Below are 21,026 nucleotides of genomic sequence, written 5' to 3' on the forward strand. Positions count from 1 at the left end.
TCCGGTGGCACGGCCCCGCCACCGGAGCCCTCTTGTTTCACACGGTCGGCGTGAACCGCACCCGCAGTGACTCCGGCCCCCGGGTGAAGACGCCCCGCTCCACCGGGGTGAAGCCGTCCGCGAGGCGCAGGTCGGGCATCGCGTCCAGGAGTTGACCGACACCGGTCTCGACCTCGGCCTTGGCGAGCAGCGCGCCGACGCAGAAGTGCCGGCCGAGCGCGAAGGCCAGGTGGTCGGCTGCGGCCGAGAAGGCGGTGGTGCTGGTGAGGTCCGTACGGAAGAGGTCGAAGCGGTCCGGGTCGCGGTAGCGGGCGTCGTCGCGGCCCGCGGAGCCGATCAGGCAGGTGACCGTCGCCCCGGCCGGGACCGTGCCGCCGCTGAGCTCCACCTCCGTCGCCGTCTGGCGCATGATCATGTGGACGGGCGGGGTGAAGCGCAGTGTCTCGGCGAACGCCCGCTCGATCAGTGAGCGGTCCGCGCGGACCGCGGCGAGCTGGTCGGGGTGGGCGAGGAGGTTGGCGAAGACCGAGGCGATGGCCTTGTCGGTGGTCTCGCCCCCGGCCGCGAGCAGCAGGCTGCAGAAGGCCTTGATGTCCTCGTCGCTCATGCGCACCCCGTCGACCTCGGCGGCGCAGAGCGCGGAGAGCAGGTCGTCGCCGGGCTCCTCCCGGCGCCGCCGGATGACCGGGATCATGTACGCGGCGAACTCCTGCCGGGTCCGCTCGCCCGCCGCGGCGACCTGCGGGTCGCCCGCGAGGTTGCCGAGGAAGGCGATGACGGAGGTGTACCAGCCGTGGAAGCGGTCGTGGTCCGCCCGGTCGAGGCCGAGCATGTCGGCGATGACCAGGACGGGGAAGCGGGTGGCGAAGTCGGTGACGAGGTCGGCCTCGCCGGTGTGCCGGAAGGCGTCGATCAGTTCGCGGGCGTTGCGCTCGATCACCGGCAGGAACTTCTCCTGGAGGTCGGAGCCGCGGAAGGCGGGGGCGACCAGCGCGCGGCGCACGGCGTGGTCCCGGCCGCTGAGCTGGAGGATGGTGCGGCCGTGGACGGGTTCGAGCTGCCAGTCGTAGTTCTCGGTGGTGAACTCGTGGGCCTTGTCGCGGAAGACCCGCTCCACGTCCTCGTACCGGGAGACGAGGTAGCTGTCGGTCGCCTCGTGCCGGATCAGCGGGGCCTGCTCACGCATGGTCCGGTAGGCCCCGAAGGGGTCGGCGGCGAAGGCGGGCGAGAGAATGTCCGGCAGTGGCGACGCGGGCGATGCGTGCGACTCGCGCGGGGCGGAAGACATGTGCGCTCCTCGGTCGAGAACGGTCATCGGCGTCCAGGCTATTGATCCACCACCCGCTCCGTCACCCTTGGGGAAGACCGATGACCCTCATCTCCGGCGCCCGCCGCCCGTCCGTCCTCTTCGTCACCGACCTGGCGTACGAGGCGCGCGGCAGGCGCTACTGCGACGAGGACATCTTCCTCACCTCCCGCCTCCGCGCCCGCTTCGACCTCGCGCTCTGCCATCCCCGGGACGCGGCGGCGCTGCTGGACCGCTTCGACGGCGTGATCGTGCGCAACAGCGGGCCGGTGCTGCACTACCCCGAGGCGTACGAGGCGTTCCGGCGGCGGGCGCTGGAGCTGGGGACACCGGTGTACAACGCGCTGGACGGCAGCGGTGACATGGCGGGCAAGCAGTACCTCGTGGACATGGACCGGGCCGGGCTGCCGGTGATCCCGACCGTGGACCGGGCCGCCGATCTGGGGCGGCTGCCCGAGGCGGAGTCGTACGCGGTGAAGCCGAAGCTGGGCGCGGACTCCGAGGGGCTGCGCTTCGTCTCCCGGCCCGGGCTGGACCCGGCGGAGGACGGAACCCTGCTGGTGCAGCCCCGGATCGACTTCCGCCACGAGGTGTCCTTCTACTTCGTGGACCACGCCTTCCAGTACGCGCTGTACGCCCCCGACCCGGACCGGCGCTGGGTGCTGGAGCCGTGGGAGGCGAGCGCGGCGGACCTGGAGTTCGCCCGTACGTTCGTGGAGTGGAACACCCTCAGCCACGGCATCCAGCGCGTGGACGCCTGCCGGACGGTGGAGGGCGGGCTCCTCCTGGTCGAGCTGGAGGACCTCAACCCGTTCCTCTCGCTCGACCGGGTCTCCGAGGAGGTGCGGGAGGCGTTCGTCAGCCGGATGGCCGAGTCGGTGGCGGCCGTGCTCGGCTGACTCGTCCGGCTCCGTCCGGCATGCGGGCGTACGGGGCCGGTGTGAGGGTGCGAGGGTGACCACAGCCAGCAGCGAGAGCGCTTCCGTGGCGCCGACCACCGCCGCGCCGCCGCCCGTCCTCGACCCTCGCCGCCGCAACATCGTCTTCGCGACGATCGTGCTCGGGATCCTCCTCGCGGCGCTGGACCAGACGATCGTGGGCACGGCGCTCCCCACGATCGTCTCGGACCTCGGCGGCGCGGCCCACATGTCCTGGGTGGTCACCGCCTATCTGCTCGCCGAGACGGTCGCCACGGTGCTGGTCGGCAAGTTCGGTGACCTGTTCGGGCGCAAGCTCGTCTTCCAGGTCTCGGCGATCGTCTTCATCACCGGCTCGTTCCTCTGCGGCCTGGCCTCCAACATGCTGCTGCTGATCATCTGGCGCGGGCTCCAGGGCATCGGCGCGGGCGGCCTCATGGTGACGTCGATGGCGCTGATCGCCGACGTGATCCCGCTGCGCGAACGCGGCAAGTACCAGGGTGCGATCGGGGCCGTGTTCGGAGTGTCGACCGTCGTCGGCCCGCTGCTCGGCGGGGTGTTCACCGACCATCTGACCTGGCGCTGGGCGTTCTACGTCAACGTGCCGATCGCGATCCTGGTGGTCATCGCGGCGGCCCGGAACATCCCGTCCGTGCGGGCCGCCGGCCGCCCGGTCATCGACTACCTGGGCATCGCCCTGGTGGCGATCGGCGCGAGCGCGCTGATCCTCGGCACGAGCTGGGGCGGCAACGAGTACGCCTGGGGCTCCCCCGTCATCATCGGCCTCTTCGTCGGCGGCCTCGTCGCGCTCGCCCTGTTCGTGCGGGTGGAGAGCCGGGCCGAGGAACCGATGCTGCCGATGCGGCTCTTCCACAACCCGGTCTTCACGGTCTGCGCGATCCTGAGCTTCATCGTCGGCTTCGCGATGCTCGGGGCGATGACCTTCCTGCCCACGTACCTCCAGTACGTGGACGCGAACTCGGCGACGATCTCCGGCGTCCGGACGCTGCCGATGGTCATCGGTCTGCTGATCGCCTCGATCTTCAGCGGCAACACCGTCAGCAGGACCGGCCGGTACCGGATCTTCCCCATCGTGGGGTCACTGGTGATGGCCGCCGGGCTCTATCTGATGTCCCTGATGGGCCCGGACACCGGGGTGTTCCTGGAGTCGGTCTACATGTTCGTGCTCGGCCTCGGCATCGGCCTGTCGATGCAGGTCCTGACGATCGCGGTGCAGAACACCGTGGACTACGCGGACCTGGGTACGGCCACTTCGGGCGTGACCTTCTTCCGTACCCTCGGCAGCTCCTTCGGTACGGCGGTCTTCGGCACGATCTACGCCAACTCGCTGGGGCCGAACCTCCGGCAGGGGGTGGCCGAGGCCGCGCGGGCGGGCGGCGATCCCGCGACGCTGACCGCGGCCTCGCAGAACCCGGTGAGCCTGCACGCCCTGCCCGACGCGCAGTCCGCACCGCTCGCGCAGGCGTACGCGGACACCATCCACACCGTCTTCCTCTGGACGGTGCCGGTGGCGCTGATCGGGTTCGTGGTGGCGCTCTTCCTGAAGGAGGTCAAGCTGCGGGACTCGGCGCGGGCCGGTTCGACCGACATGGGCGAGGGCTTCGCGCAGCCCACGAGCGGGAACCCGGACCGGGTCCTGGAGTTCGCGGTGGCCAAGATCCTCCAGGGTGCCCGCCCGGACACGGCACGGCGGATCGTCGACGCGTCCGACACCCGGCTGGACATGGCGGGCGCCTGGGCCGTCATGCAGGTCGACCTGTTCACGCGGATGGTCGGGCACGCCGGTCTCGGGCTGATCGCGACCCGCCACCGGCTGCCCCCGGAGGTCTTGGTGCCGGTCTTCGACCGGATGATCGACGAGGGCTATCTGACCGGAGACGGACGCCTCTTCCAGCACACCGCGGCGGGCCGTCGGGAGGCCGCCACGATCACCTCCGCCTGGGCCCGGTGGCTCAACGAACGGCTGGAGGAGGACGGCGCCCGGCCCGACGACCGGCAGCTGAGGGCGGCGGTCGACGTCATCGCCAAGCAGCTCCTCGCGGAGGACCTGGCGGCCGAACTCGCCCCGGCCCCCCGGAACCACGCGCCGACCCCGGTGGGCACGGCGGTCTGAGCGCGCCCGGCGCCGGACGGAACCCGCCGGGCGCACTCCTGGGGACTCGCACTCACTCGTCGTCCGGGAACACGCCCTTCTCGTAGACCCAGGCCCCCTCGTGGCGGACGAAGGTGCTCCGCTCGTGCATGCTGCCGGGCCGTCCGCCCTCGGTCCAGTGGGCGCGGAAGGTGACGGTGCCCGTCGTGTGGAAGGCGCTGCCCTCGGTGGTGTCCAGGATCTCCAGCCGCTCCCAGCGGGTGCCGGGGTCGAACTCGACGGCCGGCGGCCGGGTCGCCGGATGCCAGGTGCGCAGCAGGTAGCCGGCGTCCCGGACGGCGAAGGCCGCGTACCGGGACCGCATCAGCGCCTCGCAGGTGGGCGCGGCGGCCGTGCCCGCGTGGTACCGGCCGCAGCAGGCACCGTACGGAGCGGGCAGCCCGCAGGGGCAGGGGGCGTCCGGGGTGATGCGCGGGGCGGAGGGGGCGGGCGGTTTCCGGCGGGCGGTGCGTCGTGACATGCGTCCATTGTCGCCGGTCGCGACGTGCGCCCGTGGTCGCCGGTCGGGTCAGTTCGGGTCGGGGTCGGGTCGGGGTCGAGTCAGGTCAGCAGGAAGTCGGCCTGACCGGTCTTGGCGCCCTGGATGAAGGCGGCCATCTCGCCGGTGGAGTAGATGAGCGCCGGGCCGTCGGGGTCCGCGGACTGGCGGACGGCGACTCTGCCGTCCGCCAGCTTCATGGTCTCGACGCAGTTGCCGCCGTTGCCGCCGCTCCAGGGCTTGGACCAGCCCTCGGCACCGAGGGCGGTGGCCGGCATGCCGTTGTAGATGTCGCTCATCACAGCTCCTTGCGGAAATCCCGGAGGATGTCCTTCGTGCGTCGTGCAGTCGCGGCCTGGGCCGCCATGCGGTCCATGACTTCGAGGTAGGAAGCCACCTCGGGGCGCGTGTCGAAGTAGACGGCGCCGGTCAGGTACTCGCTGAAGACCATGTCGGGCAGTTCGGGCATGCCGAAGCGGAAGAGCACGAACGGACCGTAGGTCCCGGGGTGGTGGCCGGTCGCGAACTCCGCGATCTGCAGCGTGATGTGCGTCTGTTCGGAGGCTTCGAGGAGCTTGTCGATCTGCGCGCGCATGGCCTCGGGGGTGCCGACCGTCCGCCGCAGCACCGTCTCGTCCATGACGACCCAGAGCCTCGGCGCGTCCGCCTTGGCGAGCAGGCTCTGCCGCTCCATGCGCAGGGCGACGTGCCGCTCGATGTCCTCGGGCCGGGACTGGCCGACCGCGCCGCTCAGCATCACGGAGCGGGCGTAGTCCTCGGTCTGGAGGAGACCGGGCACGAAGTGCGGTTCGTACATGCGCAGCAGGCTCGCCGCACCCTCCAGGCTGACGTACATGCTGAACCAGTCGGGCAGTACGTCGTGGTAACGCTGCCACCAGCCGGGCTTGTTGGCCTCTTCGGCGAGCTCGACGAAGGCGTCGTTCTCCTCCTCGCCGATCCCGTAGGCGCGCAACAGGGCCTGCACGTAGGGGATCTTGAGGGCGACCTCGGCCGTCTCCATCCTGCGGACCGTGGCGGACGCGACGCGGAGCACCTTGGCCGCCTGGTCGCGGGTGAGCCCGGCACGCTCCCGCAGGTCCTGCAGGCGCCTGCCGAGGACGACCTGCCCCACGGTCGGGGCTGACCGAGGCTCGCTCACTTCGGACCTCCGATGGTCTCTTCTGTCAGCAGTGTGCCATGCGGGTGACGACAAATACACGGGCACTCTGCAATTTTCAGAGTGCCCCTTGCCAAGTGTCCGCGTCAGGGGGAGAGTTGGCGAAACCAATTCACTTGGTCACGTCCGCCCCTCTCCCGATGCGCCGAGGTCCGGACATGACGCGGCACCCCACTGTGAGGATTCGGTCGTGGCACCTGGCAGTGCGCTCATCCCCCGGCCCGCGGGCTCCCCTTCCGGGACTGAGGCGCTCCGTTTCCGCTTCGCCCTGCCGGCCAGACCGGCGTCGGCCGCCGGAGCGCGCAGGCTGACCAGGGAGAGACTCGCGGTCTGGAAGCTCCGGGGCGACCTGCGCGACACCGCCGCACTCGTCGTCTCCGAGCTGGTCACCAACGCCGTGGTGCACACCGCGAGCGCGCTGGTCGTCTGCGAACTGCGGCGTCTGGACCATCTGTTGCGGATAGCGGTCCAGGACCAGGGCCGGCTCACCGGAGGCCCGAGGCTGCGCGCCTCCTCCGACGACGAGCACGGCCGGGGCCTGTTCCTGGTCGACGCCCTGAGCCAGGCGTGGGGCTCCCACGACGCGGAGGACGCGTCCGGGCGGGTCGTCTGGTCGGAGCTGGCGCACGGTGCGGGGCAGCCGTGCTGAGGGACGCGCTGGTCCGGCTGCGCGGGGGCCGTCACGCTCCCCGGACCGTCGAGGGCGACACCGCCGGGGGCGGGAGCGGCGCGGGTTTGGCGCGGGCCCGGCTGCCGCTGCCGCCGGAGCTGTGCGCGAGCCTGGGGTACGACGCGGTGGGCGTCCCGGCCCGGCACGGCTTCCACCTGATGTCGCACCTCCCCCGCACCGGCTGCGTGTTCGAGGCGGCCGACGTGTGGTGGTGGATCGTGCCCGCGGGCTCCGACCAGGACCTGGACTGGCCCGAGCCGGTCGCCTACGCCGCGGGGGGCTTCGTACCGGTGCCACGACCCCGGCTCATCCACGGGCAGGACAGCCGCACCCCCTACACGCCCCCGATTCCGCTTTTCCTGATGGTGTGCCAGGTGGCCGGGGTCACGCCGAGCTGGGGGCCGCCGGGCCACCGGCGGGCGGTCACCGCGCCCTGAGGGCTCCCCCGGCCCGGTCCGCGGGTCCGTGGGTCCCGGGCGGCGGTCCGCCGCCGAACGGCACTGTCAGTGGTCGGTTCCAGAATGAAGACAGCGATCGGGAGACCCGCCGCTCGGCGGGCCGTACTGGGGTTGAGGGGGCGGGGCGGATGCGGCGCTGGGAGTTGGTCGAGGGCACTGCGTCGAAGTTCTGGGAGACCGGGGCGGTCGGCGTCGCGGTCACCGTGCGGTACGGCCGCTGCGGGTCGGAGGGGCGCACCCGGACGAAGGAGTACGCCTCCGAGGAGGCCGCGCACGCCCACGTGCGCAGGACCATAGCGGAGAAGGAACGCAAGGGGTACGAGGAGGTGGCGGCGAGCGCGTCCGCGCCGACGGCGCCGGGGTACGCGGAATCCTGCGAGACGGCCGGCGCGCGCAAAACCGCTGCGGCGGGTGCGGACGCGGCGGCCACGCTGCCGGACGAGGACACCTTCGAACTCCCGCTGAGCTGGCGCCGGGTGCTCCACACCCGGCGCGGCGGCTGCGTCCGGCCGCTGAACCGGCCCGGCGAGGAGGCTCTGGCGCAGGTCGGGGAGCGGATCGCGGGGGAAGCCGCCTGGATCGAGCTGATCCTCACCGAGCCGGGCTCGGACCCGGACCTGGTGGACGCCACCCGGGCCCACCTCGCCGGCAGCCCCTCCCCGGTCGGGGCAGCCGCGCTGGCGGCCGTCGTCTCCCTCGGCGAGACGGCCCCCTCGTGCTGGGTGGACACCTGGGTGGACGACCACGGGCTGCCGTTCGCCGCCCGCGCGGCCCAGGAGCTCCAGACCATCAAGGCGCACAGCTACCACGCCCTGGGGCGGCGGGTGAAGGGCGCGCTCAAGCGCGTCTCGCTCTCCTCGTCCCTGCACTGGCACCACGGCTCGCTGAACGTGGCGGCGCGGGCCCGCGCCCACATCGCCGCGGCGGACGAGGAGACCTACCGCGCGGTCGTGGCGGCGCTCGGCGCGGCACGCCGGGACAGCCACCAGCGGATCGCCGCCGCCTTCCTGGCCCCGAGCGAGCGGGAGTGGGTCGACGCCCTCCTGTCGGAGCCGGCCGTGCTCGCCGAGGACCACTACGTCCTGCAGCGCATGGTGCTCTGCTCGCTGACGTCGGCCGACCAGCTGGCGCGGCTGTCGTACCGTCCGGACCACACCCTCGCCGTGATCGCGACGCTCGCCGACGGCATCGGGACGGCCGTCGCGCCGATGCTCCGGAAGTACCTCGACCACGGCAACCACTACGCCGAGGGAGTCAAGGCGGTCTCCGCCGCGCTCGCCGAACTCCCCACGGACGAGGCGTTCAACGTCCTGCTCCACCACAAGGAGCTGAAGCAGGTCCGCGCGGCGCTGCTCGACGCGATGCGCCGCTACCCGGTGCGGGCCCTGCGGCTGCTCTCCGCCGACGTCCGGTACAACACCGCCACGAGGTCGCGTGCCTCGCGGCAGTTGCTGCACGCCCACATCAACACCCACCGTCCGCTGGTGTCCGCCCTGCTGCCGGGGCTGCCCGCGGATCTGGCGGAGGTCGTCGGCCCGCTGCTGAACCCGGTGTCCCGCTTCCCGGAGGCGTCCCTCGCCTCCCTGCCCTCCGTGCTCACCCGGCCGCCGTGGACCCGCCCGCGCACCGGCGCGGCCACCCCGGTGAGCACCGGCGGGGCCGCGCTCCCCGCGCCGGAGCTGCGCTGGCTGCCGGGCGAGGAGGAGGCGTGGGCGCGCTGTTCCACCTGGTACACCCGCCCGCAGCACGGCGGCGACTGGGAGAAGGTGATCTCCTCCCAGCTCGAAGGGCTGGGCAGCACCGGGCTGCGGCCCGCATGGATCTTCCTGCACGCGCCGGTGGAGCGGATCGCACCGGCCCTGGCCACCTGGGCGCCGACGGACCTGTGGGACGGGGCGGACACCCTCAGGCCGATCGTGGCCCGTTTCGGGATCGACGCGCTGCCGCTCCTGCTGCGTACGGTCCCCCGCCAGCCGAGCACCATGGCGGAGCTGTTCCTGCCGTTCGCCGACGCGGCCGTCGCCCGTCACATGGCGGACTGGGCGGCCCGGCTGAAGTCCACCGCCGCGACGACCCGGACCTGGTTCGCGCGCCACGGCGCCGCCGCCGCGGTGTTCCTGGTGCCGGACGCGGTCGGCAAGCCCGGCGCCCCGCGGCGGGCGGCCGAGCGGGCGCTGCTCCAGATAGCGGCGGTGCACGGCGAGGCGACGGTGCGTGAGGCCGCCGCCCGGTACGGCGCGGACGCGCTGCGCTCCGTGGAGGTGCTGCTGGTCGCCGATCCGCTGGAGCACGCGCTGCCCGCGAAGCTGCCGGTCCTGCCGAACTGGGCGGAGCCGGGGCTGCTTCCGCAGCTCCTGACGCGGACCGGCGAGGCCCTGCCCGCCGAGGTGGTGCGCAACGCCCTGACGATGCTGGCGCTCTGCCGGCCGGGCGAGGTCTACCCGGGCGTCGCGGCGCTGCGCGAGGCCGCCGCGCCCGCCTCGCTCGCCGGGTTCGCCTGGGCGGTCTTCGAGCAGTGGCTCGACGCGCGTCTGCCGGCCAGGGAGTCCTGGGCGCTGTACGCCTTGGGCGAGGTCGGGGACGACGAGACCGTCCGGCGGCTCACGCCGGTCATCCGCGCCTGGCCGGGCGAGGGCGCGCACCACCGGGCGGTCGAGGGGCTGGACGTGCTGGCGGCCATCGGCAGCGAGGTGGCCCTGCTCCATCTGCACGGCATCGGTCAGCGGGTGAAGTTCAAGGCCCTGAAGACGCGCGCCCAGGAGAAGATCGCCGAGGTGGCCGCGGTTCTGGGCCTCACCGCCGAGCAGCTGTCCGACCGCCTGGTGCCGGACTTCGGGCTGGACGCGGACGGCTCGACGGTCGTGGACTACGGCCCGCGCCGCTTCACCGTCGGCTTCGACGAGCGCCTCGGCGCGTACGTCCTGGACGGGGCGGGGAACCGCCGCAGGGACCTGCCGGCCCCGGCGGCCCGGGACGACGGGGAGCTGGCCTCGGCGGCGCGCAAGCGGTTCCTGGCGCTGAAGAAGGACGTACGCGCGGTCGCCTCCGGGCAGGTGCAGCGGCTGGAGGCCGCGATGGTCTCGGGCCGGTGCTGGACGGCGCGCGAGTTCCAGGAGCTGTTCGTCGCCCATCCGCTGGTGGGTCATCTGGTGCGGCGGCTGGTGTGGCTGAGCGAGTCGCGGGGCACCACGACCGCCTTCCGGGTCGCGGAGGACCGGACGTTCGCCGATGTGCGCGACGACGGGTACGTGCTGCCCGCCGACGCGTCCGTGCGGCTGGCCCATCCGCTCCGCCTCGGCGACGAGCGGGCCGCGTGGTCCACGCTCTTCGCCCGCCGGGAGTTGTCCCAGCCGTTCCCCCAGCTGGAGCGCCCGGTCTTCGCCCTGACGGACGAGGAGCGGACGGGCAACCGGCTGGCCCGGTTCGAGGGCGTCACCGTGCCCACCGTCGAGGTGCTGGGGCTGGAGCGGCGCGGCTGGGAGCGGGGCGCGCCGCAGGACGCCGGGGTGGTGGGGTGGATCTCCAAACGCCTCGGCGAGGAGCTGTACCTCGTCGTCGGGTTCTACGAGGGCATCGTGGCCGGCTCTCCGCAGGCCTTTCCCGACCAGCGGCTGGAGGCGGTCTGGCTCGGCGAGCGGCCCGGGGACCACTGGCCCCACGGGACGTACACCCACCTCTTCGGCGGCCTGGACCCGGTGACCGCGTCCGAGGCGCTCGCGGACCTGACGGCGCTCGGCGGTGTCCGGCGCGCCCCGGCGGACGGCGGTCCGGCCCCCGACGGTCCGGCCGGGGCGCCGGGCCGGACCGCCACGGTGGCCGGTCAGGGCTTGTCGAGGTAGGCCAGCTGGGGGTGGACCCGGGTGTAGGCGTCGACCAGTTCGCGGGCGACGTTGACGGAGTCCACGAGCGGGTGCAGCGCGAACGCCCGTACGGCGGCGGAGCGCGATCCGCTGTCGGCCGCTTCGAGGACGGCGCGTTCGACGGCCTTCACCGAGGTGACGAGCCCGGCCGCGTGGTACGGAAGCGGGCTCACCGCCACCGGGTGGGCGCCGTTCGCGTCGACCAGGCAGGGGACTTCGACGACGGCGTCCGCGTCGAGCGCCGAAAGGACGCCCGCGTTGCGGACGTTGAGGATGAGCGAGGTGCGCTCGTTGCGGGACACGGCCCGCATGAGGGCGAGGGCCACCTGTTCGTAGCCGCCGGACTCCAGGTCGCTCGCGGCGCGGTCCCCGGCCCCCGCGACCTCGCGGTTCTCCGACATGTAGGTCGCCTCGCGCTCGGCGCGGGTGCGGTCCCAGGTGGCCAGGGCCGGGGTGCCCGGTTCACGCATCCGCGCGTAGAAGCCCTGCTGCTGCTCGCGGAGGAAGGCGCCGCGGGTCAGCTCGGCCCGCTGATAGGCGCGGACCGCCTCCCGGTTGAAGTAGTAGTAGTGCAGGTACTCGTTGGGCACGGCACCGAGCGACCGGATCAGGTCGGTGCCGAAGAGCTTGCCCTCCTCGAAGGAGCCGAGCAGGGCGTCGTCGGCGAGCAGCCGGGGAAGCTCGTTCCGCCCGTTCACGTACAGGCCCTGGACCCAGCCGAGGTGGTTGAGGCCCGCGTAGTCGATCCAGGCGTGGTCGGGGTCGGCGCCGAGGACCCGGGCGATGCGGCGGCCGAGGCCCACCGGCGTGTCGCAGATGCCGACGACCCGGTTCCCCAGGTGCCGGGACATCGCTTCGGTCACCATGCCCGCGGGGTTGGTGAAGTTGATGACCCAGGCGTCCGGGGCGAGCCGGGCGATGCGGCGGGCGAGGTCGACGGCGACCGGAACGGTGCGCAGCCCGTACGCGATGCCGCCCGCCCCGACCGTCTCCTGCCCCAGCACCCCCGCGTCCAGGGCCACCCGCTCGTCGGCCGCGCGGCCGGCCAGGCCGCCGACCCGGATCGCCGAGAAGACGAAGTCGGCGCCCTTCAGGGCCTCGTCGAGGTCGGTGGTGGCCAGGACCGCGGGAGCGTCCGGCACTCCCCCGGCCTGTTCGTCCAGCACCCGGGCGACGGCCGTGAGGCGGTCCAGGTCCGTGTCGTGGAGGGTGACCCGGGAGACGCGGCCTTCGGCGTGATCGCCGAGCAGTGCCCCGTACACCAGGGGAACCCGGAATCCGCCACCGCCAAGAATTGTCAGCTTCACGCTGCTCGATGGTACGGGGCCGGGCTCCCCGGCCCGCCGGGACGCGGGGGACGGCGGGCCGGGACTCCGACCGCGCCCACGCGCCGGGGGGCCGCTCGGCGCGGGGCGTTCGCCGGGGCGCCCGGGCGCCGGACGCCCCGGTGAACGTCGGTCAGTACCCCTTCCACCAGCTGGAGACGGCCTGCCACAGGCGGCCCGTGGTGCTCTGGGTGCGCTGCTCCGGGATCGCGGGGGCCGGGGCGCCTTCGGCCGGGGCCTCGGCGGTCTCCTGCCCGCCCGCCGGCCGGCCGGGGGCGCCCGGCGAGGGCGACGAGATCTCCCAGTCGTTGCGGGGGGCGGAGCGGGCGGCCATCGACGTCATGGGTTCGTCGTCGATCTCCTGCTGCGGGCTGGGCGCGAACTGGACCGGGAGCTCGGTCAGATGGCGCGACATGATGTTGCCCATCCAGCGCAGTTCGTTCTCGTCCACCGCGAGTTCGAGGTCGGGCAGCCGCATGAGCAGCGCGTCCACGCCGACGTCGGCGATGGCACGGCCGATGTCCTGGCCGGGGCACTCGTGCGGACCGCCGCTGAAGGCGAGGTGGGCGCGGTTGCCCTCCATGGAGGCGCTGAGGTCGGGCCGTACCGCGGGGTCGCTGTTGGCGCCCGCGATGCTGATGAGCATGGCGTCGCCGGCCTTGATCTGCTTCCCGCCCAGCTCGGTGTCGCCGACGGCCCAGCGGCCGAAGACCGCGGAGAAGGGGGGCTCGTCCCAGAGGGTCTGCTCGACCGCCTCGGGGACGGTCATGTGGCCGCCGCTGAGCCGCGCCCGGAAGCGGGGGTCGGTCAGCACCATCCGGATCACGTTGGCGATCAGGTTGGCGGTGGACTCGTACGCCGCGATGAGCGTCAGCCGGAGGTGCTCGATGACCTCGATGTCGCTCATCCGGGCGGGGTGTTCGACGAGCCAGCTGGCGAAGTCGGACTGCGGGGCGCCCCGCCTGCGCTCGACGAGCCGGGTGAGCACGCCGACGACGTACGCGTTGCTGGTGACGGCGGTCTCGGTGCCCCGGGTCATGTCGCGGGCGGCCTGCACCAGCCGGTCGTCGTACTCCTCGGGCATGCCGAAGATCGCGCACATGACCATCATCGGAAGGTGCTCGGCGAACTGGCTGACGATGTCGGCGGTGCCCTTGAGGCAGAAGTCGTTGACGAGGCGGTTGCTGAAGCGGTTGATGTGGCGCCGCACGCCGCGGGTGTCGATCCGGCCCATGCTGTCCGTGATCGCGCCGCGCTGGCGTTCGTGGGTCGCGCCGTCCGCGAAGACGCAGACGGGCTGGTACGTGAAGATCGGCGCGAGCGGGTGCTCGGGGCCCACGCTGCCGTCCTGCAGGGCGCGCCAGCGCCGGGAGTCGCGGGAGAACTGCGAGGGGGTCCGGGTGACGTAGAGGTTCTCGCTGTGGCCGAGGACGAGCCAGGCGGGTACGTCACCGTGGAGCAGCACCGGGGCGACGCTGCCGTGTTCGGCGCGCAGCTTCTCGTTCAGCCCGACGATGTCGTTCTCCACCTCGGCGCCGTAGTAGCGGCGCAGCCCGCCGGGACCGAGGCCGTGGGCGGGGCATCCGGGCGGCGGGACGGCTCCCGCCGGGGCTCCGGGTTCGTGGGAGAAGGGGGTTGTCACAGTGGCTCCAGTGATGAGGCTTTCGGGGTCGCGCGGGGGCCGCGCGGGCGGGGAGGGGACACGGACCGAAGGGGGGTGTCCGGCGGGTCACGGCGGGCTCGCACGCCCGGTCCGGTGCTTCGCGTCGGGGTGACGCGCCGTACCGGAGCCGCGCCGCGGCCTGCCGGATCCGCCGGACACCCCCGGTGCCGCGCGGCTCGGTCGCGGGGGCGGCCGTCCGGATGATCCGACCGGCCGCCCGGGGAGGTCAGGCGAGGGGTACGGCCAGGTTGTGCAGGTAGCGCATGAGCGTCATCAGCACGTCCCGGCTGGACGCCCGCAGCCGCGCGTCGCAGTCGATCATGGGGACTTCGTCGGGCAGGTCCAGCGCCTGCCGCAACGTCTCGACCGGATGGTGCGGGGCGTCGGGGAAGGTGTTGACGGCGACGACGAACGGCACCCCGCGCTCCTCCAGACGTCCGATGACGTCGAAGCTGGTTTCGAGGCGCCGGGTGTCGATCAGGACGACGGCGCCGAGAGCGCCCTCGAAGAGGCCGTTCCACAGGAACCAGAAACGTTCCTGGCCGGGCGTGCCGAACAGGTAGAGGATCAGTTCCTCGCTGAGGCTGATCCGGCCGAAGTCCATGGCGACGGTGGTGGCGGTCTTGCTCTCCACCCCCGCGTTGTCGTCGACGCCGACGCCGGCCTGCGTCATGGTCTCTTCGGTCGTCAGAGGCCGGATCTCGCTGACCGAACCGACCATGGTGGTCTTGCCGACCCCGAATCCACCGACGATCACGACCTTCACCGCGGCGGTGGCCGTGGTGGGCAGGACGTCCTCGGTACGGGGGCCGGTGATCGTGTCAGAGCTTCTGAAGTCCATGCATCACCGCTTCGAGAAGGGACCTGTCGGGGAGAGTGGCGCGGACGATGGGTGCGCGCGATTCGATCAGTTCGGTCGCGAGTAATTCGGTCAGGAGTGAGGTGACGACGCTGAACGGGAGGCCGAGATAGGCGGAGATCTCGGCGACCGACAGGGGTGCCTGGCAGAGCCGCAGGATCGCGGCCTGCTCGGGCCGGAACGTCGGTGAGGGTTCCGCCTGGGCGACGACCATGGTGACCAGGTCGAGCGCCGCCCGCTCGCTGCCGTCAAGATCGCCGGTGATGACGTACAGGCGCTCGGGATCGTTGAGCGCCGGATCGGCATTGCGGCGTTCCCGTCGGGGAGCGTTCATCCGGCCTGCCCGTCGTGGCGCGGCGGGCTGGTCAGATGGGCCCCGATCCGGACGACCATGTCGCGCATCCGCGCGCCGACGAGCCCGGCGTCGACCGTCTCACCGGCCAGGACCGCGAGGTAGGCGCCGGTGCCGGCCGCCATCAGGTAGAAGAACCCGCCGGTCACCTCGATGACGACGAGCTTCATCAGGCCGTCGCTGTAGGGGATTTCGGAGGCGACGGCGGCGGCCAGGCTCTGCAGCCCGGCGCAGGCCGCGGCCAGCCGGTCCCCGACGTCCGGGTCTCCGCCGTGCATGGCGATGCGCAGACCGTCCGAGGAGAGCACCACGATCTGGTGGATGCTCGGAACGTCGTCGGCCAGTTCCTTGAGCATCCAGTCCATGTTTCCCCGCTGCTGGATCACTTGAGGTCTCCCTTGTCCCACGCGTCGTCAGAGTCTTCGCCGTTCTTCGGGTCGTGCGGCACGCCGTTGACGGCCTTGGTGAATGCCTCCAGCCAGAGGCCGGGGGGCTTCTCCTCGCCGCCCGCGCGGCCGGCGGTGTGCGGGGCGGCGCCGTTGAGCGCCGCGGGGGCGCCTTCCGTCACCGGTGCCGGGGCCTGCTGCGGGAGGTTGTGCGAGCCGAGCGGGGCGCGGCCCCGGCTGCGGCGCTGGGGCAGGCCGTTCTCGGTCCACTCGGTCACCACGGGGACCTCGTCCTCCATGGCCGCCGCGGGCGCGGCCGGGCGCGCGGACGCGGCCGGCGAGGCGGTTGCCGAGGGCACCGGACCGGTGGCAGCGGCCCTGGCCTTCCGCTTTCCCGCGGGCGGTACGACGTGCTGGAGCTGCGACATGTCCAGCGAGCTGGTGGGCCGCGAGGTGGCGCCGATGCCGTGGGCGATGCCGGGCGCGGGTCCGGTGGTGATCATGTCCCGGGGCACGATGAGTACGGCCCGGACGCCGCCGTACGCGGACTGGCGCAGCGATACCTGGAGTTGGTACATGCGCGACAGCCGGCCGACGACCGCCATGCCGAGGCGCGGGGATTCCCCGAGGTCGTTCATGTTGATGCCGGCCTGGGCCTGGGCGAGCATGTTCTCGGCCCGGGCGCGGGCCTCCTCGCTGAGGCTGACGCCGCCGTCCTCGATCTCGATCGCGATGCCCGTCTGCACCTCGACCGCGGTGACGTGCACCCGGGTCTGCGGCGGGGAGTAACGCGTGGCGTTGTCGAGGAGTTCGGCGCAGGCGTGGATGAGCGGTTCGACCGAGGTGCCGACGATGGCGACCTTGGCGATCGAGTGCAGATCGACGCGCTGGTACTCCAGGATGCGGGACATCGCACCCCGCAGCACGCTGAACAGCGGTACGGGCTTGGGCCACTGACGGCTGGGGCGGGCACCGCCGAGCACGGCGATGGAGTCGGCGAGGCGGCCGATCAGCGCGGTGCCGTGGTCGATGCGGAGCAGGTCGTCGAAGACCTCGGGGTTGCGCCCGTAGTGATCCTCCATCTCCCGCAGTTCGCTCGCCTGGCGGTGGACGATGGCCTGCACGCGCCGGGCGACGCTGACGAAGGCGCGCTGCGCGGAGTCACGCCGCGCCTCCTCGTCGTCGATGATCTGCAGGACGGTGTAGACCAGGCGCCGCAGCGCCTTGGGGAGGTTGCGGTAGGACTCGTCCCCGTCCACCACCTCCCGCATGACCTCTTCGGGCGAGTTGCTCGCCCGCAGCATCCTGATGGCGGAGGGCATCAGTTCCTTGGTGAGCCGCACGGTCTCCTCGTCGTGTGCGGCGATGCGCGATTCGAGCTGGGCGATGCGCTGTTCGTACTTCGCGCGCAGGACGCGTGTCTCGCACCGTCGCCTGTTCAGTGCGACGGCGAGCGCACCGACCACGACGGCGCCGAGCGCGCCGCTCACGGCGAGTGGTATCCGCGCGGCGTCCGTGACCAGGGTGACGCCCAGCGCGGAGGCGCCGACGACCAGCGCGACGGGCAGGAGGAGTACACGGACGACGGGGATCCGTCGGTCGGTCGGTGGTGATTCAACACGGACCATCTAAAAACCCTCTGGCGGTTGATTCCGGGATGTATGCCCACAGGTGCTGACACTCATGAACATGTGCGCGAATTGCTGCCAACTCGGCTTCACTGCGCGTGAGCTTAGCCAGATCAGAACAGGGGGTCGGCACATTCACCCAACGCCCTGCGCACGGACTCCGGTGGTAATACACTCGCCAGTTTTCGCACTCAACGCTTCCGGACGTGCGCGGACAGTGACGAATCACGTCGGGCGGGCGGGAAATGAGGCTTCCGTCCCGCACAGTGGTACGAAGACGTACGGAGCGCCACGGGAACCGACCGTAATCACCCCGGGCGACCCGGCGCTTTCGCGACCAACGCGGCGGGGGCTGCGACGGGATGCGCGGGAGAGGCCCTAAGCTCGCCGCCGGGAGGCCTCCCCCGGCCGTCCCGCAGAGCAGTACGTACGCACACACACTCGAAGTGGATCGAAAGGGGCGTATTCGCGCCCCGCGGAAGGGTGGCGGGCAAAGTCGCCCGGCTTGACGGCCGATGGGGCCGGTCGCGCCCTCCGCACGCCCGCGGCGAGAACCGGATGAGAGCGGGCACCCCATGGCATCGGCGCCGGGTTACACCATCGAGTCGCTGGACACCGGTCTGCGGCTGATGCGGCTGTTCCTCACCCATGACACGCTCACCGTCAGCGAGGCCGCCGAACTGCTGGACGTCGGGCGTTCCACCGCGCACCGGGTGCTCGCCACGCTGGAGGGCCGGGGGTTCGCCGGGCGCGACGCCTCGGGGCGGGGCTACTCGGCGGGGCCGGAGCTGATGCGGCTGGGCCGCCCCGCGGGGTTCGGTACGGCCGTCCGGGAGCGGGTGGCCCGTGTCCTGGACGACGCGGTCCGGCGCACCGGGGAGACCGTGCAGGCGGTGGCGCTGATCGGGGACCGGATCATCGTCACGGACGGGCGGGAGTCACCGCACCCGGTGCGGGTGCGGCCGGGGACGGGGCTGACCCACCCGGCGCACGCGACGGCGGGGGGCAAGATGCTGCTCGCGCTGATGACGCCCGGACAGGTCGACGCCCTCTATCCGGACGAGGAGCTGGAGGCGGTCACCGCGCGCACCACCGTCTCGCGGACCGCGCTGCTCGCGGAGCTGGACCGGGTCCGTGACCGGGGGTACGCGCTGAGCGGCGGCGAGTCGGCGCCGGGCATGAACGCCGTCGCGGTGCCGCTCGCCGGTTCGGGCCCGCGCGACCGGATCGCCCTGGTGGCCTCGGTCCCCGCCGACCGGGGCGACGAGACCGAGCTGGCCGAACACGCGGTGCGGCTGCGGCAGTCGGCGGCGGCGCTGGAGCAGCCCGCCACCGGCTGACCGCACCGGGACCGGCGGACAGCACAGGCACCGGCGATCGGGAATGAAGCGGGGCGGCTCAGCGCCCGGCACCGCCGAGGCGTCCCTCCAACTGCACCAGCAATTCGCTGAGCTGGGCGCTGAGCCGGTCGCGCGCCGGTTCGTCCAGACCGGCCAGCACCGAGCGCTCGTACGCGAGCTGCTGGGGCAGCAGCCGGTCGACCAGGCCGCGCCCCTCCTCGGTGAGGCCGACGTAGGTGACCCTGCGGTCCCGGTCGTCGCCCCGGCGCTCGACGAGACCACGCTCCTGGAGGGCGCGGAGCCGTTTGGTGACGGCGGCCCCGGAGGAGAAGGTCTCCCGGGCCAGTTCACCGGGGGTGAGTTCACGGCCCGTCCGGCGCACCGCGCCGAGCAGGTCGAACTCCGCGCGGTTGAGTCCGGCGGCGCGCAGCGGGGCGTCCTCGGCCTGCTGGAGGAGGGCCGCACAGCGGTTGATCCGGCCGATCAGCTCCATCGGCCCGGTGTCGAGACCGGGGCTCACCGCCTGCCACTGCCGTACCACCGAGGCCACGATGTCGTCGCTCACACCGCTCCGTTCTCCGGGGCGAGGGAAATGAGCCCCTGCCGTTGTGCCGTCGCGGCGAGCGTACGGTGTCCGGCCCGCTCGGCGGCGACGAGGTCCTCCTCCGGCAGGGCGCGCTGCCACCACTCCCCGGCGGCGGTGTCCCCGGCCTCGCGCAGCTCGACCAGGGAGGCGGTGAGCCCGCGACGGGAGGCGTCGAGGGCGGCAGGGCCCGCGGTCTCGTCGGCGAGCACGCGTACGGCGTGGGCGCGGGCCCGCTCGGTGGCCTCCAGGGCGCGTTCGACCCGGCCGGTGGCCCGCCGGTTGGTGACCAGTACGGCGGCGAGGAAGCCGACCGCCGCGCCGACCACGGTGTCGACGACCCGGTCGCCGATGAGTTCTCCGGCGGGGTGGGTGCCGCCGAACTCGATGACCAGGAGCGCCATCGGGGTGACCGCGACCGAGCCGAGCCAGTAGTTGCGGGTGATGAGGGCCTCGGCGGCGAAGTTGCAGCAGAGGACGCAGACGATCAGCAGCAGCGGGCTCACCCGGGTGAGCGGGAGGACCGCGGCGAAGACGAGCACGCCGAGCAGGTTGCCCAGCGTGCGCTGGAGGGCCCGGTTCCAGGAGAGCGTGACGTTCGCCTGGTAGAGGGAGGCGGCGGTGACGATGGCCCAGTAGGGGCGGCCGACGCCGAGCGCCTCGCAGGCGTATCCGGCGAGGGCGCAGCCGATGAGGGTACGGACGGCGATGGGCAGCACGTGGGAGCCGGGGCCGAGGCGGCGCAGCAGCTCGCCCCGGTTCGTACGGGCCCGGCGGCCGGCGCGCTCGGCGTCGATGCCGTAGAGCTCCGCGGTGGTGCCGGGGGCGGCCGGCGGCGTCGGGACGGGTCCGCGGGCCCGGGTCAGCGCGGCCCACTCGCGCAGCCGCGCGGGGTCGGCGGCGGCCCGGTGACCGGCCGGGGAGCTTTCGGCGAGGGCGGCCTCGGCGTGCACGACCAGGCGTTCCAGCGCCCGGCGGGCGGGCGTGGCGCGGCCGGAGGCGAGCAGGGTCTGCCAGGCGCCGTGCACGGCCGCGGCGGCGGCACCGCGGGTGCGCGGACCGGGGTCGGCGACGCAGGCGGCTGCCGCGTCCAGGGCCCGCGCGGTGGCGCGGCGTTCGGGTCCTTCGCGGCGGAGCAGGGCGGGGCCGACGGTGACGCACCAGGAGAAGGCACCGGCGGCGAGCGTGAGCGCGAGGTGGCCGGGCACCTGGCCGAGGTGCTGCGGCGCGAAGAGGGCCGCGGAGGTGACGAAGGTGAAGATCACATGTCCGGGCGGCCCGATGCGCGAGGCGTCGCAGAGCGCCTTCTGCACGGCGGCGAGCAGGGCGCCGACGGCGATGAGGATCGCGGTGGAGTCGGTGAGCGAGCCCGCGATCAGCGAGACGGCGAGCCCGGCGGTCATCCCGAGGACGACGCGCACGGAGGTCCCGGCGCGGCGGGCGTACGGGAGGGCGTGCCCGTACAGGGCGCAGAGCGACCCGGCCATCGTGTACATCACGAGGTCCAGCCGGTCGAAAGCGAAGAGCAGCAGGTTGGGCACGAGGGAGGCGACGACCACGCTCAGCGCCGGCTTGAACCAGGTGTCCGAGGGGTGGTTGAGGCGGAGTGCCGCCTTCAGGGGAAGTCTGCGGACGGAGGGGCGCCGGGGAACGATGGTTGTCTCACTCACCCCTTTACCTTAACAGGTATTACACCCGTAAAAGATATCTTCCGGGAGGGCACCCTCCGGCCCCGTCCGACTCCGCCGGGGATCTCGGGCGGGGTCGGGCACCGGGGTCCCGCCAGGACGCGCGCCGAGGCGGCGGGCCATGAGCGCACCGCTCGACCTCGCAGCCGTCCGGCCCGGGCGG

18 protein-coding genes are annotated in these 21,026 nt (G+C 72.9%); 6 read left to right on the forward strand and 12 right to left on the reverse strand.

Features of this window, described 5'->3' with window-relative positions; genetic code table 11:
• Positions 1 to 37: 37 nt before the first annotated feature.
• Complete coding sequence (locus ACFWEE_RS15885; RefSeq protein ID WP_386889514.1) at positions 38 to 1,288, reverse strand: cytochrome P450; 1,251 nt, start codon at positions 1,286 to 1,288, stop codon at positions 38 to 40.
• A gap of 80 nt (positions 1,289 to 1,368) precedes the next feature.
• Here ACFWEE_RS15885 and ACFWEE_RS15890 point away from each other — a divergent pair, with 80 nt between their 5' ends.
• Entirely contained in the window at positions 1,369 to 2,205 is an 837-nt protein-coding gene (locus ACFWEE_RS15890) for a hypothetical protein (RefSeq protein ID WP_386889516.1), read from the forward strand.
• A gap of 55 nt (positions 2,206 to 2,260) precedes the next feature.
• A complete protein-coding gene (locus ACFWEE_RS15895) occupies positions 2,261 to 4,357 on the forward strand; it encodes an MDR family MFS transporter (protein ID WP_386889517.1) in 2,097 nt (698 codons plus the stop codon).
• Between the two features lie 52 nt (positions 4,358 to 4,409).
• Here the strand turns inward: ACFWEE_RS15895 and ACFWEE_RS15900 are convergent, their stop codons facing one another.
• The 3 genes from ACFWEE_RS15900 to ACFWEE_RS15910 form a co-directional block, all read right to left on the reverse strand.
• Entirely contained in the window at positions 4,410 to 4,856 is a 447-nt protein-coding gene (locus ACFWEE_RS15900) for a YchJ family protein (RefSeq protein ID WP_386889519.1), read from the reverse strand.
• Between the two features lie 80 nt (positions 4,857 to 4,936).
• A complete protein-coding gene (locus ACFWEE_RS15905) occupies positions 4,937 to 5,173 on the reverse strand; it encodes a DUF397 domain-containing protein (RefSeq protein ID WP_386889521.1) in 237 nt (78 codons plus the stop codon).
• Positions 5,173 to 6,033: a helix-turn-helix domain-containing protein gene (locus tag ACFWEE_RS15910; protein ID WP_386889523.1), complete on the reverse strand. Its 861-nt coding sequence runs from the start codon at positions 6,031 to 6,033 to the stop codon at positions 5,173 to 5,175. The genes ACFWEE_RS15905 and ACFWEE_RS15910 overlap by 1 nt, the downstream gene beginning before the upstream one ends.
• A gap of 208 nt (positions 6,034 to 6,241) precedes the next feature.
• Here ACFWEE_RS15910 and ACFWEE_RS15915 point away from each other — a divergent pair, with 208 nt between their 5' ends.
• The 3 genes from ACFWEE_RS15915 to ACFWEE_RS15925 all read left to right on the forward strand — a co-directional run bounded on the left by ACFWEE_RS15915 (position 6,242) and on the right by ACFWEE_RS15925 (position 11,018).
• Positions 6,242 to 6,700 carry an ATP-binding protein gene (locus ACFWEE_RS15915; protein WP_386889525.1) on the forward strand — a complete coding sequence of 153 codons (459 nt, stop codon included), beginning with the start codon at positions 6,242 to 6,244 and terminating at the stop codon, positions 6,698 to 6,700.
• The gene (locus tag ACFWEE_RS15920) at positions 6,694 to 7,158 is read left to right on the forward strand and encodes a hypothetical protein (protein WP_386889526.1); all 465 of its coding nucleotides are present in this window, start codon (positions 6,694 to 6,696) and stop codon (positions 7,156 to 7,158) included. Before ACFWEE_RS15915 ends, ACFWEE_RS15920 begins: the two co-directional genes overlap by 7 nt.
• A gap of 149 nt (positions 7,159 to 7,307) precedes the next feature.
• The gene (locus ACFWEE_RS15925; protein ID WP_386889527.1) at positions 7,308 to 11,018 is read left to right on the forward strand and encodes a DUF4132 domain-containing protein; all 3,711 of its coding nucleotides are present in this window, start codon (positions 7,308 to 7,310) and stop codon (positions 11,016 to 11,018) included.
• On the opposite strand, the gene ACFWEE_RS15930 is transcribed toward ACFWEE_RS15925, so the two are convergent.
• The 6 genes from ACFWEE_RS15930 to ACFWEE_RS15955 form a co-directional block, all read right to left on the reverse strand.
• Positions 11,000 to 12,346 carry a 6-phospho-beta-glucosidase gene (locus ACFWEE_RS15930; protein ID WP_386889529.1) on the reverse strand — a complete coding sequence of 449 codons (1,347 nt, stop codon included), beginning with the start codon at positions 12,344 to 12,346 and terminating at the stop codon, positions 11,000 to 11,002. The two genes, ACFWEE_RS15925 and ACFWEE_RS15930, sit on opposite strands and share 19 nt — an antisense overlap.
• 151 nt (positions 12,347 to 12,497) lie before the next feature.
• Positions 12,498 to 14,006 carry a cytochrome P450 gene (locus ACFWEE_RS15935; protein ID WP_386889530.1) on the reverse strand — a complete coding sequence of 503 codons (1,509 nt, stop codon included), beginning with the start codon at positions 14,004 to 14,006 and terminating at the stop codon, positions 12,498 to 12,500.
• A gap of 247 nt (positions 14,007 to 14,253) precedes the next feature.
• Complete coding sequence (locus ACFWEE_RS15940) at positions 14,254 to 14,868, reverse strand: ATP/GTP-binding protein (RefSeq protein WP_386889532.1); 615 nt, start codon at positions 14,866 to 14,868, stop codon at positions 14,254 to 14,256.
• Complete coding sequence (locus tag ACFWEE_RS15945; RefSeq protein ID WP_386889533.1) at positions 14,849 to 15,220, reverse strand: DUF742 domain-containing protein; 372 nt, start codon at positions 15,218 to 15,220, stop codon at positions 14,849 to 14,851. Before ACFWEE_RS15945 ends, ACFWEE_RS15940 begins: the two co-directional genes overlap by 20 nt.
• The gene (locus tag ACFWEE_RS15950) at positions 15,217 to 15,624 is read right to left on the reverse strand and encodes a roadblock/LC7 domain-containing protein (RefSeq protein WP_275491019.1); all 408 of its coding nucleotides are present in this window, start codon (positions 15,622 to 15,624) and stop codon (positions 15,217 to 15,219) included. Before ACFWEE_RS15950 ends, ACFWEE_RS15945 begins: the two co-directional genes overlap by 4 nt.
• Positions 15,621 to 17,252: a sensor histidine kinase gene (locus tag ACFWEE_RS15955; protein WP_386889536.1), complete on the reverse strand. Its 1,632-nt coding sequence runs from the start codon at positions 17,250 to 17,252 to the stop codon at positions 15,621 to 15,623. The genes ACFWEE_RS15950 and ACFWEE_RS15955 overlap by 4 nt, the downstream gene beginning before the upstream one ends.
• A gap of 575 nt (positions 17,253 to 17,827) precedes the next feature.
• Between ACFWEE_RS15955 and ACFWEE_RS15960 the strand changes: the two genes are divergently transcribed.
• Positions 17,828 to 18,592, forward strand: coding sequence for an IclR family transcriptional regulator (locus ACFWEE_RS15960; RefSeq protein WP_386889537.1), 765 nt, complete (start codon positions 17,828 to 17,830; stop codon positions 18,590 to 18,592).
• A gap of 58 nt (positions 18,593 to 18,650) precedes the next feature.
• On the opposite strand, the gene ACFWEE_RS15965 is transcribed toward ACFWEE_RS15960, so the two are convergent.
• The gene (locus tag ACFWEE_RS15965; RefSeq protein ID WP_386889538.1) at positions 18,651 to 19,157 is read right to left on the reverse strand and encodes a MarR family winged helix-turn-helix transcriptional regulator; all 507 of its coding nucleotides are present in this window, start codon (positions 19,155 to 19,157) and stop codon (positions 18,651 to 18,653) included.
• Positions 19,154 to 20,845 (reverse strand): FUSC family protein, encoded by a 1,692-nt coding sequence (locus tag ACFWEE_RS15970; RefSeq protein WP_386889539.1) that lies wholly within the window; start codon positions 20,843 to 20,845, stop codon positions 19,154 to 19,156. Before ACFWEE_RS15970 ends, ACFWEE_RS15965 begins: the two co-directional genes overlap by 4 nt.
• Positions 20,846 to 21,026: the final 181 nt, after the last annotated feature.

The sequence above is a fragment of the Streptomyces sp. NPDC060184 genome, from assembly GCF_042728795.1.
In the GTDB taxonomy this organism is placed as follows: domain Bacteria; phylum Actinomycetota; class Actinomycetes; order Streptomycetales; family Streptomycetaceae; genus Streptomyces.